The organism is Calothrix sp. NIES-2100, from assembly GCF_963875285.1.
Classification (GTDB): domain Bacteria; phylum Cyanobacteriota; class Cyanobacteriia; order Cyanobacteriales; family Nostocaceae; genus Aulosira.
On record NZ_CAWNLA010000001.1, the window covers coordinates 9,636,896 to 9,649,943 of the forward strand.

At 40.8% G+C, this 13,048-nt stretch carries 12 protein-coding genes; 4 read left to right on the forward strand and 8 right to left on the reverse strand.

What is annotated here, in order from left to right:
- Positions 1-176: 176 nt before the first annotated feature.
- The 5 genes from AACU32_RS39210 to AACU32_RS39230 all read right to left on the reverse strand — a co-directional run bounded on the left by AACU32_RS39210 (position 177) and on the right by AACU32_RS39230 (position 5,366).
- The gene (locus AACU32_RS39210) at positions 177-1,376 is read right to left on the reverse strand and encodes an LL-diaminopimelate aminotransferase (protein ID WP_096607588.1); all 1,200 of its coding nucleotides are present in this window, start codon (positions 1,374-1,376) and stop codon (positions 177-179) included.
- A gap of 125 nt (positions 1,377-1,501) precedes the next feature.
- Positions 1,502-1,837, reverse strand: coding sequence for a thioredoxin family protein (locus AACU32_RS39215; RefSeq protein ID WP_096607589.1), 336 nt, complete (start codon positions 1,835-1,837; stop codon positions 1,502-1,504).
- A gap of 424 nt (positions 1,838-2,261) precedes the next feature.
- Positions 2,262-3,041: a PspA/IM30 family protein gene (locus AACU32_RS39220; RefSeq protein ID WP_096607590.1), complete on the reverse strand. Its 780-nt coding sequence runs from the start codon at positions 3,039-3,041 to the stop codon at positions 2,262-2,264.
- A 160-nt stretch (positions 3,042-3,201) separates the two neighbouring features.
- Positions 3,202-3,915, reverse strand: coding sequence for a PspA/IM30 family protein (locus AACU32_RS39225; RefSeq protein WP_096607591.1), 714 nt, complete (start codon positions 3,913-3,915; stop codon positions 3,202-3,204).
- Between the two features lie 176 nt (positions 3,916-4,091).
- A complete protein-coding gene (locus AACU32_RS39230) occupies positions 4,092-5,366 on the reverse strand; it encodes a hypothetical protein (protein ID WP_096607592.1) in 1,275 nt (424 codons plus the stop codon).
- Positions 5,367-5,808: 442 nt separating this feature from the next.
- Between AACU32_RS39230 and AACU32_RS39235 the strand changes: the two genes are divergently transcribed.
- Together AACU32_RS39235 and AACU32_RS39240 are read left to right on the forward strand one after the other, a co-directional pair.
- Positions 5,809-6,354: a DUF721 domain-containing protein gene (locus AACU32_RS39235; protein WP_096607593.1), complete on the forward strand. Its 546-nt coding sequence runs from the start codon at positions 5,809-5,811 to the stop codon at positions 6,352-6,354.
- A gap of 1,304 nt (positions 6,355-7,658) precedes the next feature.
- Positions 7,659-7,973 (forward strand): hypothetical protein, encoded by a 315-nt coding sequence (locus tag AACU32_RS39240; protein WP_096607594.1) that lies wholly within the window; start codon positions 7,659-7,661, stop codon positions 7,971-7,973.
- Positions 7,974-8,254: 281 nt separating this feature from the next.
- Here AACU32_RS39240 and menB read toward each other — a convergent pair whose 3' ends face one another.
- Positions 8,255-9,088: a 1,4-dihydroxy-2-naphthoyl-CoA synthase gene (menB, locus tag AACU32_RS39245; protein ID WP_096607595.1), complete on the reverse strand. Its 834-nt coding sequence runs from the start codon at positions 9,086-9,088 to the stop codon at positions 8,255-8,257.
- A gap of 51 nt (positions 9,089-9,139) precedes the next feature.
- Here menB and AACU32_RS39250 point away from each other — a divergent pair, with 51 nt between their 5' ends.
- Together AACU32_RS39250 and AACU32_RS39255 are read left to right on the forward strand one after the other, a co-directional pair.
- Positions 9,140-9,274, forward strand: a complete 135-nt coding sequence (locus AACU32_RS39250; protein ID WP_339378633.1) for a hypothetical protein — start codon at positions 9,140-9,142, stop codon at positions 9,272-9,274.
- Between the two features lie 75 nt (positions 9,275-9,349).
- Complete coding sequence (locus AACU32_RS39255; protein ID WP_339378634.1) at positions 9,350-10,291, forward strand: glycosyltransferase family 2 protein; 942 nt, start codon at positions 9,350-9,352, stop codon at positions 10,289-10,291.
- A 79-nt stretch (positions 10,292-10,370) separates the two neighbouring features.
- Here the strand turns inward: AACU32_RS39255 and AACU32_RS39260 are convergent, their stop codons facing one another.
- Positions 10,371-11,999, reverse strand: a complete 1,629-nt coding sequence (locus AACU32_RS39260; protein WP_096607597.1) for a tetratricopeptide repeat protein — start codon at positions 11,997-11,999, stop codon at positions 10,371-10,373.
- Positions 12,000-12,052: 53 nt separating this feature from the next.
- Complete coding sequence (locus AACU32_RS39265) at positions 12,053-13,033, reverse strand: hypothetical protein (protein ID WP_096607598.1); 981 nt, start codon at positions 13,031-13,033, stop codon at positions 12,053-12,055.
- Positions 13,034-13,048: the final 15 nt, after the last annotated feature.

The window sequence follows — 13,048 nt, forward strand, 5'->3', positions numbered from 1 at the left end:
TTAACTCTTTTTGTGGTAATTTATGATAATAAATAAATTGGTGTATTTTCCGCTATTTTTGCCCACTGGCATCAACAATAGTCAATGGTTAAGAGTCCAGAGTCAATAGTCCAGAGTCGAGAGTGGAGAATTTATTGACCAATGACCAATGACCAATGACTATTGACTCCATGCTCCTACAGGAACTCAGCAATTCTCTCAACAGCAGTTTCTAAAATAGGTGGCTCGTGTACTAAGGCAAAGCGAACATACCCTTCACCAGATTTGCCAAAGCCAGCACCAGGGGCTGCTGCTACTCCAGTCTTTTTAACTAGTTGCGTACAAAACTCTTGGGAATTATGACTCCAAGTAGTTGGCAATTTTGCCCAAATATACATTGTGGCTTTGGGTGTGGGAACTTGCCAGCCAATACGATGTAAAGCACTAATGAATGTATCACGACGTTGGCGGAAGGTCGCCACAGCTTTTTCCACTCCGATTTGGGGACCACTCAAAGCGGCGATCGCACCATTCAAAATTCCCCGATACTGATTAAAATCAACGGCTGCTTTGACTTGACGTAAAGCCCGAATTAATTCGGCATTACCAATGGCATAGCCAATCCGGAAGCCACCCATATTGTAGGATTTGGAAAGGGTGAACAATTCAATCGAGATGCTTTTATCTGGGTCAGCTTGCAGAATTGAGGGAACGAGGGACAAATCTGAGTTGATTAACAGTCCCCTGTTCTGGTCTTCTGCAAATACCAAATCTACGTAGGGAAAGTCGTGAACCAGGGCGATATTATGCTGCTGACAAAAAGCTACTGCTTCTTGGAAGAAAGCTAAAGGAGCGATCGCGGAAGTAGGATTGTGGGGATAGCTTAAAACCATCATCCGCGATTGTGCCAACACAGGAGCGGGAATATCGTTAAATACGGGTAAAAAATCATTTTCTGCCCGTAATGGCATCGGGTAGATTTGACCGCTAGCTAAGTATACTCCCCCAGCATGGGAGGGGTAGCCTGGATCGAGCAACAGGGCAAAATCTCCAGGGTTGAGTAATGCTAGGGGCAAATGCGCTGTACCTTCTTGGGAACCAATTAACGGCAATACCTCAGTTTCCGGATCGACTTTTATACCAAATTTCTTTTCGTACCAATTAGCCGCCGCTTGGCGAAAGCCTTGAGTTCCGTGAAACAGCAAATAGCCGTGAGTACTAGGATCATAAAGCGACTGAGCGATCGCTTCAATCACATGAGCTGACGCTGGTAAATCAGAAGATCCTAAAGACAAATCAATTAACTCTCGGCCAGCAGCCAAAGCTACAGCCTTGGCTCTGTCCATATCTGCAAATACATTAGATTGCAGGGGTTGTAAACGCTTTGCAAATTCCATATTAATCAATGGTCAATTGTCATTAGTCATTAGTCATTAGTCATTAGTCAAAAAGCTCTGAACTTTAGACTATGGACTATTGACTATAGACTATTGACTGTGGAATGTGGACACTTGACTATAGACTAATTACTGTTTAAATGTGGATCTAAAAGGCTGAGTAATTTGTCTTTACCAATGACTCCTTCAAAAGATACCAATATTTCTTCGCCTTTAATTAGCCTGAGAGCAGGTACGCCTTCCACTTGGTATTGCTTAACAGTCAGTGGGTTGGGGTCAATTTCCATTTTAACAACCTTGAGGCGATCGCTGTACTTGGTAGCCGCAAGGTTGATCAGTGGTGACATAAGTTGACAAGGCCCACACCAAGAAGCCCAAAAGTAAACCAATACTGGCAGATCGGCTGTCAAAACTTCGGTTTCAAACTCAGCATCAGTTATGGTGATTACACCTTTACTCATTGCAGTCTCCATCAGGTAGCATCGATCAAAGTGGGCACACAAAATACTGTATCCCAATCTGAGTGCTGAGTTAATAGTTAATGGTCAATGGTCAATGGTCAATGGTTAATGGTCAATGGTCAATGGTCAATGGTCAATGGTCAATGGTCAATGGTTAACGTGAGTTCGATGCATAAAATGTATGACTGTAGACTGTGGACTATTGACTGTTGACTGTTGTAGGGGCGGGTTCACAGATATCCTCGTGGATCAACAATGATCTAAATAAACCCGCCCCTACAGACTGTGGACTACAGACTGTGGACTATTGACTGTGGACTATTGACTGTGGACTATTGACTATGGACTATTGACTGTAGACTATTAAAGCGAAATCCCACAACCAAAAGGCGTGGGACTAGCGAAAATTAAGTTATGCAAAAAGTTACATCTGATCTAGTTGTTTGCGTAAGGATTCCAACTCAGCATCTACCACTTCATTAGACTTAGGAGAAGTGGTTTGTTGTTGTGGTGGTAATTGGGGTTGATTGGGTGAACTAGCAGGGCCCAAGGTCATCTGGGCTTTCAAGGCTGCTAATTCATCGTCAACATCACTACCAGCTTCCAAAGCGGCAAATTGGCTTTCCAGATCTGCACTAGCCAACTCTCCTGCTGACTGAGCGCGCGCTTCTTGCATCAAGACTTTTTCTTCCATGCGCTCAAAAGCCGACATTGCACTGCTGGTATTCATCCCACTTACCATGTTTTGCAGTTGCTCTTGGGCTTTAGCAGTGGTAATCCGGGCTTTGAGCATTTCTTTCTTGGTTTTGGCTTCAGAAATCTTGCTTTCTAGCTGGATGAGGTTGCGCTTGAGGGTTTCAACTTGAACGTTTTGCTGATCTAGGCTAGTTTTGAGAGCAGTGCCAGTTTCGGTGTAAGTTTTTTTGCGTTCCAGGGCTTGCCTTGCTAGGTTCTCATCACCTTTTTGCAGGGCTAGTTGGGCATTGCGCTGCCATTTATTGATTTCATTTTGGGCATCATTGTACTGCTTTTCAGTGCGTTTTTGTGCAGCGATCGCTTGAGCAACACCCTGACGTAGCTGTACTAAGTCTTCCTGCATCTCCAGGATGGCTTGTTCCAGCATTTTTTCAGGATCTTCAGCTTTATTGACCAGGTCGTTGAGGTTAGCACTGACTACTCGCTTAATACGATCAAATAATCCCATATGTTTTTTGTTTCCTTGTGTTGTTTACGCAATTTGTTGGTCAGTTAAGCTTTTTACTGTTTAATAGCTACTTATTCCAATGTAATCTTTCCGGCTGAGAACAGTACCGCCCAACACCCCTTTATTGTTAAGATATACTCCCGCTTAGGTAATTGCCCAATCATGTCGGATCTTCACTTTTGGGTAACTGCTGTTGTACTACTGTGCTGTTGGCATCATGGAAAACCTGCTCTTTCATTGCTGCTAGTTCGGCATCAATAGTATTTGTCGATTCCAAAGCGGCAAATTTTTTTTGTAAGTCGTCGCCGCCCAGTTGTGCTATAGCTTCCGATTGCGCCTCTAGGAGCAAAACCTTTTCTTCCATCCGCTCAAAGGCATTTAAGCTGCTGGTAGCGGAAACTCCATTGAGCATTTCCTGAAGTCGAGCAGATGCTTCAGCTGATCGCGCCCGGGCAATATACAGATCTTTTTTAGTTCGCAGTTCGGCAATTTTTAACTCCAGCGTCCGCATGTCTTTTTTGAGTCTTTCTACTAAATCGGTTTGCTCTGTCTTTTGATTAAAAAGAGCTTGGGCAGTTTCTTGGTAAACTCGACGTTTGGTGAGAGCTTCCCGTGCTAGAGTTTCGTTACCTTGTTGCAGTGCCAGTTGGGCGCGACGATACCATTCTTCGGCTGTAGACTGGGCAGCAGTAGCTTGGCGTTCGGTACGTTTTTGAGTAGCGATCGCACCTGCAACTCCCCGCCGCAATTGCACTAAATTTTCCTGCATCTCCAAGACGATTTTTTCCAAAATCTTTTCTGGATCTTCCGCACTGCTGAGCAAACTATTAACATTAGCGCGCAACACCCGCAGGATACGCTTCATCACTTCCATGTCGGATCTCCATTCACTTTTTGCCAATTAATAGTAGGGGGATGAGGGGCAGGGGGGATGAGGGGGGATGAGGGAGACAAGGGAGACAAGCACAGAAGTCTGAGCGCCGGCGTCCGGCGCTCAGAACTTCGGGGAGACAAATAACTATTGTCCAATGCCCCATGCCCCATACCTCTTTATGGCTGCTGCACTCTAGCTTGAATTCCGTTTTTCTGTAGTAGTTCCAGCTGTTTTTGCACTTCCTTTTGCGTTTTCAAAGCACCCAGATAAATCAATTTGTTATCGGGTGATAAATAAGCATCAGGAACTACTCGCCGTGCCGAGGCAAAAGAGCGCTCATTTTGATTATCGATGACTACATGATAAAAACCATCTGCTGAGGGTTTGAGTTGTGGATTGAGTTCAGTTTGGGTGGCGGTTGGGGAGTTAGGCGCTACAGGCGAATTGCTCGGAGCCAACGGCTGCACCTGAGGTGATGGCGCTACTGCGATCGGATTTATCGGTTGTGGGGAAGATAATTCTCCGGGGGGTTTAACTGGGGGAGCAACTGTTTGTGCTGGCACAGGGTTAGGCAATATTCGGGGGGTTGCTGGGGCTTTGGGGTTTAAGGCCACAACATCATTTGGATCATTAACTTCTGGAAACTCTTTAGCTGCTAGATTGGGATATTTAGGTATGGGTGTAAGTAATGGCTCAGGCTGCTCTGGGGAATTACTAACAACTCCTGTAGTATTTTCCGTAGTAGGGTTAGAGGATTTAGGATTAAATAATTTACTGATATTGAACTGAGTCAAACCTTTGGGATTGAATATTACGTATCCTAAAGTCAGACTTGCTACTAACAGCAGTAGCATAGAACCTATACCCAAAGGTGAAAGTATACCATCGTTAGAACTGCTGGCCTGTTTCGTTTTTGGTTGATCGTCTGTCACACTGCGCAGCAGTGCTTCACTAGATTCTAAATAATCATCAGGCTCTTTAGGGGTTTCATCTGTCTGTAAGAGAGTGTCATCCTGAACAGCCTGCTTTGTAGGTATGATACTACTCTCCGGTTTGGTTGGGGGTGGGGGTGGTGGTGGTGGTGTTGGTGTTTGGGTATCTTCCGGGGTGGAAGATAACAGCAGATGATCCATGTCATCCAACTGTGCCGTATCTGTACCTGCTGCCATTGCTGGAGTATCAGATATTACAGATTCTGGGATATTGGGTTTGATTTCTGCTGCTTGAGATTGCTCTAAGATGGCAGCAGCGATCGCTTGCGGTGAACTACCGACATAACTAATTACACGCGCAGGGTTTGCTAGCCTAGCATTGTTGCGTGTGCGTCGATATCTAGCTAACTCTTGATCTAGCTGTACTTCTAAACTCGCCAGTGCCGCTTTTAGTACTGGCTTTAAACTAGGTGTTTTAGACAGTTGAGACTGGGAATCTATTTGCGGATTGTGACTCATTGCCTGCTCCATAAAACTGATACAAAGCCGGACATATACAAAAGATGAATGTTTACTTTCTGCTGCTTGGGGGACTGTTAACAGCAATGAATCTTTATCTTAAATCAGCAATTCAAGTCCCGCTATACCAATGTTAAAGGCAGATGAATTGCCTATTACAAACGAGACACCCCTTACTCAGTATCGAGCAAAAGCGTTTCGGCGGCAAAGTGGCAGTAGAGTTTTTAACAGTTTGTATGATATTGTTCTTAATAAAAATTAAATCAAAAAATGATTGTCTACGAAGCAAAAGCAACAGCAAGATTCATAGCAGTTACTCAAGGTAAATTAAGTCTTGATAACTGCTATTTTTTTCAGTAACTCTTGCTGACAGTATGGGATAGATGGTTACTATCTTGTTGTGCCGAGTGTTCCCAAAGTCGTGTTAGGCTTTTTTGACAAGATGTCTTTTGAATCAGTTAATGATATTTTAGGTGTTCTGGAAAAGCAGGCTAAATGGCAAGAACAACCTTTTCAACGCTTGCTACAAATTTGGCCGGAAGTTGTCGGAGTAGCCGTTGGCGCACATACTCGACCATTGTCGATTCAGCGTGATGTTTTACGGGTTGCGACTTCTAGCGCTGCTTGGGCGCAAAACTTGACTTTTAAACGTCAGACCCTAATTGTGAAGTTGAATGAAAAACTGCCGACGTCTTTGGTAGATATTCGCTTTTCTACTGCTGGGTGGCAATCTTCTCCAGAAGAGAAAAAGTCGCAACCAACGGTTTTACCATCTGAACATCCTAGTTATGTAGGTGATTTGAGTACCTCTAAGAGCGTTCTCATACCCAATACTATGAATCCAAAGGCAGCTTTTGGGCATTGGTCTAAGGTAATACAAGAGCGATCGCATAGCTTACCCCTTTGTCCCCAGTGTCAATCTCCCACCCCACCAGGTGAACTCCAGCGTTGGGATGTCTGTTCTTTTTGTGCTGCCAAGCAATTGTAAATGGGCATTGGGCATTGGGGAGCCACTGCGTTGGACGGGTTTCCCGGCTTGTAGACGCGGAGCGGCTTCCCGCAGGGTAGCAAGTGGCGTCATTGGGCATTTCTTATTTATCTCCCTTGTCCCCCCTGTCCTCCTTGTCCCCTTGCTCCCCTACCCCCAGGTCATTGAGCGTAGCTGAAGTGCTCCCTCCTGCCTCTCGTACCTTCCTAATCTTCAATTACTATTTTCTCTTCAAGCATCTTAATTTTTCTTTATATTTCTGTGTTTATTTGTATCCGAAATTGGGATAAATAATAATGTTTAAGATTTTTAGAACAGCTTTTTACTCAAAACGTTGGATTGTAAATATTGTTTCGAGAGCTTACTGCCAAAGGAAACTAATGGTAGCAACTAGCTCAAAATCCTATAAAATCACCATTCCCAAATGACTATGACCCACCCCTGAGAATTTCATGTTGAAGTTATAAATTATTTTTCAGAAGATTGCTAAATTACTATTGTGAGTTTTGTAGATGTAGTTAATGCATCTCAGAACTTCTATAGTCAGGCCTGCTGGAATATTGTTGTGATCTGACTTTAAAGGGACTCAGGCAAGAAAAGATTATTAGCAAAAATACTTGCTAATTTGAATTCAGCATCATTGATGCTGTACTAGCTTGGTGCGGCTATCCGCAAAAATCATAGTAAAGCAGGCGATGAAATAAACCAACTATTGGCAATCTCTGATACCTGCGCCCATAGACAAGTACAAATTACCAATTAGGAATTATGGATTCTTAGGCGGAGTTACTAGTACAGCACAGCGTAAATAGCGCAAAGTTGGCGGTGTCGGTTTCCGTCCCGCCAAACTTTGTAAGAGAAACCTACCATTTCAAACAGGCACAAGCCTTGATATATTAACTTTTTCATTTTTGAATGCGTGACTTTTGACGAACGCAAAGCGGTACTAGTCTTTTATCAACTAGATAATTGTTGGTGCAATTACGCCGAAAGTCTGATAAAAAGCGGGTTTACTATACCTTAAATCCTATGTCTTAAGGAATAGATTAACATGTCAAATAAATCCAAATGTCTTATTTTAGCGTTGATCCCCAATTGTTTTTAGTCAAAATTTAGCATGTCTATACTCTAATAAACATTGAAAAATATAACGCAATTCTAAAAACATTCTAAAGCTAATTTTTGACTGGGGATCGCTAAAACCTATACCAATTAATGAGTTTTGGCTTTACTACGTATTTATATCTAGAAGCAAAATATAGAGATATAAATTAGCCCTAAATGCGACTAAAAGATGAACCCAAATGAAACCAAATAAATTTTTGACATCTGCTTGTAGATATTGTCGCCATTACCAACCAGAAGGTCGCCGTGGTGGAACGTGCCAACAGTTAGGGGCCCCAGTTCAAGGAACTTGGAAAGCTTGTTCGTTAGCACTACCACCTTTTGCACCTTCTTGGGAAAGTTTAGAAGGTGCTTGGAGTTTACCAGATGCAACACCAGTTATGGTTGCATCTCAAACCCTGGGTTCAGATTTAGAAAATACTACTCTTGTTCCAGTTGCAGAAACTCCTGTTTGTACTGCTGAACAAGCGAAAATAGAGACAGTACTAATTTAACCATCTTTTTATTCCCGACTGATACCAATTTTGGATTTGACGAAAAGTTGAGTCACTAAGTTAGACTGGTTCCCCGACTAGGGCAAACTTTTCCAGACAGGTTTTGGGTTGAAAATACTTATAGTGAGAACGTTTGGTTTATGGAAACATTCACTATTGCATCCAAACTGGTATGAGTTTGTATTCTGCTTGAAATTAATATTTGTCTTTAAAATTGTTGGTGCTGTAAATCTTGACTTCTCAAAAATCGCCCCTGTTAACAGGGGTGATTTTTGCAATATTTAAGGTAACCAAGGAAAATCACGAAAATTTGGGGGACGTTTTTCTAAAAATGCTTGTTTGCCCTCTGCTCCTTCTTGTGTCATGTAATAAAGTAAAGTGGCATTACCAGCGAGTTCTTGTAAACCAGCTTGTCCGTCACAATCAGCATTTAAGGCGGCTTTGAGACAGCGAATGGCGATGGGACTTTTTTCTAACACTTCTTGCGCCCATTGAATACCTTCAGCTTCTAATTGTTCCACTGGTACGATTGTATTAATTAAACCCATATCTAGGGCTTGTTGGGCGTTATATTGACGACAGAGAAACCAAATTTCTCTAGCTTTTTTTTGTCCGACGATGCGGGCGAGGTAGCTAGCGCCAAATCCACCATCAAAACTACCGACTTTCGGGCCAGTTTGCCCAAAAATAGCATTATCAGCTGCAATAGTCAGGTCACAAATTAAGTGGAGGACATGACCACCACCGATCGCATATCCTGCTACTAGAGCAATCACAACTTTTGGTAATGAACGAATTAGGCGTTGCAAGTCAAGTACGTTCAGCCGGGGTACGCCATCCTCGTCTAAATAACCGCCATGACCCCTGACACTTTGATCGCCACCTGCACAGAAAGCGTATTTACCATCTGTATGGGGGCCTGCTCCAGTAAATAAGATTACGCCAATAGAAGTATCTTCGCGGGCATCACAAAAAGCATCATACAGTTCAAAGATAGTTTTGGGGCGGAAAGCATTGCGTTTATGGGGACGATTGATGGTGATTTTAGCAATGCCATCGATTTTTTGATACAGAACATCTTCGTAGGTTTTGGCTGTTTCCCAATTAATTTCCATTGATGTGGAGTCCGCTATTGTGCTTGAGAATTGTATCGTGGACTTAGGAACATGCGATCGCTTGCAGAGCAATTAGCGAAGAAACAGGTGGAAGGGAGACAAGGGAGACAAGGAGAGAAGTCTGAGCGCCGGCGTCCGGCGATCAGAACTTCGGAGGGACAAGGAGGACAAATGACTAATGACTAATGACAAACTAGGAACAGTGCAAGTGCCACAGTTGTCCTATTCTGGAGATGGTTAATATTCTTCGTGGGTGAGATTGTGTTTTTCAGTGTTGTTATACCAACGTATAATCGCCAACCAATTTTAGAAAAGTGCCTCCGCGCTTTGGAAGTACAGGAATTTGCTTTGTCAACTGCGATCGCAGGTTACGAAATTGTTTTGGTAGATGATGGTTCTACGGATAGCACTTTGGAATGGTTAGCAGCCCATAAAGAGGAATTTCCCCATGTGCGATGTTTTGAACAAGACCATAAAGGCCCAGCTGCGGCGCGGAATTTGGGTGTAGAACAAGCACTAGGTGACACGATTATCTTTATTGATAGCGATCTAGTCGTACTGGAAAATTTCTTACAATCCCATGCTGATGCACTGGTACAGGGACAAAAGCGTTTAGCAAGCGATCGCTTTTTTACTTATGGTGCAGTGATTAATACTTGTAATTTTGAAAACCCTACCTCTGAACCTTATAAAGTCACAGATTTTTCAGCGGCTTTTTTTGCTACGGGAAATGTAGCAATTCCCAAACATTGGCTAGAAAAAGCTGGACTGTTTGACACTAGCTTTCAACTTTATGGCTGGGAAGATTTAGAACTAGGCGTGAGGCTGAAAAATCTCGGTTTACAACTAATTAAATGTCCAGCCGCCGTCGGTTATCATTGGCATCCAGCATTTAATTTAGAACAAATCCCTAGCTTGATTGATAAAGAAATTCAACGCGGACGTATGGGCGTTTTGTTTTATCAAAAGCATCCGACTTGGGAAGTGCGGATGATGATCCAAATGACTTGGTTACACCGCTTACTCTGGGGTATTCTCTCGCTGAATGGTTTTCTTAATGAACGCACAATGGCACCATTTTTGCAATGGTTAATTAATTTAGGTAAACCTCAATTAGCTTTAGAAATTGCTCGTGTTTTTCTCAATTGGTACAACGTTAAAGGTGTATATGAAGCTTATGTACAGTTAGAGGCTAGGAGTTAGTTATAAGGAATTGTTATATGCAAGACCGTATACAAAGCAAAATAGATGACTTAGCAGCACAACAATTCAAACACTCTAGCTAGTAATCTTGACGCTCCCGTAAATATCTTTGATATGCCTTGCGTTGTTCTTCTTCAGAAAAATACTGTAACGCAGGATTTTGATTAAGCCACTCTTGGAAGGTCAAAAAATTTTGAATATTTGATTTATTGTTGAGTTCATCATCTTCATGTAATTTATTTGGATATGAAGAATAATTTTGAGAGTTATTGGATAACTGTGCTATGAGGATTTGAGTATCAGCAATTAATTTTTCTTTCCATCCTCGTTCTTCTTCCAGAAATTTAGCATCAGCAAATCTTCTGTCTGATTGCAGTACGTATTCAGCTAATTTTATGGATTCTTGTTGTTTGCCTTTGCTATATAAAGCAACTGCTAAAGCAAGTTTAGTTTCTAGTAACGATTCAATTTTATAGTTAGTTCTGACATTGATATCAATAGCATTTTGAAATAATTGTATTACTTGGTCAATGTTGTCGCATTCATAGTATGTAAGCCCTAAGTTATTGTAGGCAACTGCATCATTAGGATTAGCTTGTATAACTTTGTTGTAGTCGGCTATAGCTCTGTTATATTCTTTTAATAGAAAGTATGCTAATCCTCGAGAAAAATATACAGATTCATAAGTATGGTCATCATTAGAATTAATTCTGATAGCTTGAGTGTAATCAGCTATAGCCTTATGATATTCTTTTAATGTGCGATACGCGTTTCCTCTATTACAATAGGCATTAAAAGCATAGTCATTATTAGGATTAATTTGGATAGCTTGAGTGTAATCAGCTATAGACTTATGATATTCTTTTAAGTTGAGATACGCAAGTCCTCTATTAGAATAGGCAAGTCCATAATTGGGATTAATTTGGATAGCTTGAGTGTAATCAGCTATAGCCTTATTATATTCTTTCAAGTAGAAATACGCATTCCCTCTATCACAGTATAAAAGACTATTATGGGGGTGGATTTGAATAGCTATATTGTAATTTTCTATAGCCCTTTCGTAGTCTTTTAAATTTAAGTATGACTCAGCTATTTCTTTAGCATCATAATCAAACCAATAAACATCTTGTTTTGACTGCTCGAATGTTAATTTAATACTTTCCCAATCCAGCCACATATCTTCTGACTGAATTTTAGCTCTAATTTCTCCCATAGCTCGAATTTTTTCAACAGCATTGAAGTGTGACCACTCTGCACTGAGAGACCGAGCCATATTTATAGCTTCTCTCAAGTTTGCTCGATTAGGAAATCCTCTGACATCGCTAATACTAGGGGAAGATTCATCTTGAGGATAACTATAAGATGAACGTTCAGGTAGAAAATTAATCCCAAATTTACTCAATTGTTCAAGAGTATTTTCTAAAATGTAAATAATTCCTTCGGGATCTTGTGTTTGTAAAGCTGCTTGTATACTCCATCTATAACCATTACTTATTGCTTTTGCTTTCATCTTATTCATAGTAAATTTAAACAATACTAATTTCAGAATAAATAATCCCAGTAAAAAAATAGTTAATATTTTTGTTAACAAGAAAAATAATGTATTTATTGGTAATATCTTAAAAAGAAAAACTAAAATTATAATTATTATAAAATACTTGAATATCATTTCATTTGTATCTTTTTTGACTTGAACTTTAATTTTCATCTTTTTCTCCAAAGTTAATAAAAAAATCAAAATACACAATCAAAAACATCTTTTTAATTGTAAAGATCTTCTCTTAATTTTCTAATATTGTTTAGCTCTATCTCCTTTCCCGTTTTTAAAAATACCTCTGCCTGATACCCGGTATTCTTCTCAGTGGTTGGAACAGGTTGCTTTTCTCCATGTCTTGTTGCTTGAGTTTCTTTATCGTTGATTTTTTCTCCCTCTATTGGTACGTCGGGAGGATTAATTCTGCCTATACGCATGTGAGTACCTTCCTTTACATAAGCATCCGATACATGATCCATGCTTTTATAAGACACTGTTTCAGTCTGATTAGTGTTTTCTTGATTTGTTTCTTTTGCCACTCCATGTACATGAGATCCTTCTATTTCTTCTCCAGAAATCATCTCAACTACTTTAGTTCCTGGTTTATAAGGGTTTTGCCATCTTTCAGGTTTGTTATCAGGATTTTGTAGATATTCTGCTTTAAGTTCTTGATTCACTTCTTCTGCGGTTCTTACAGAAAGAATCTTAGCTCCGTCTAATAAATTATGATATTCTTTCGGTAGCGCTTCTTTAGCTTCAGCTTGCAGTTGTTCTGGGGTTTTTACTTCTAAATTCTTTGGCTCAGTCGCTTCATTTTTAACTTCAGTAAAATTTCTTTCTGGTTGTTTTGGGAGTGTTGATTCTGGAGGAGCATCTGTGTTTCTTTCTAAAAGAGTTGCGAGTCGCTGTTGCACTTCCAAAGGGCTTTGGTTAGGGTCTATTTTCTCTAGAGAGATCCATTTCTTTGTTGGTGCTTCGCTTAAATTATTTTCTTTGGGAATATTTGCAGAATTATCTAGTATCTGGTTTTGATTGTCTCCTGGCTTTATGTCATCTTCGGCTTTTAGCTCAGTAGTCTTATCTAAAGATGCTTGCTCGTGACTATAACAAAAATCCAGAGCTTGTTTTCCCATTATTTTTTCTTGTGGTTTTACTTGCTCCTCTTCCTGAGCTTCCTGCTTATTTAGTGAAGTTTCATAGCTACTCATGTTAATTTACCTTTT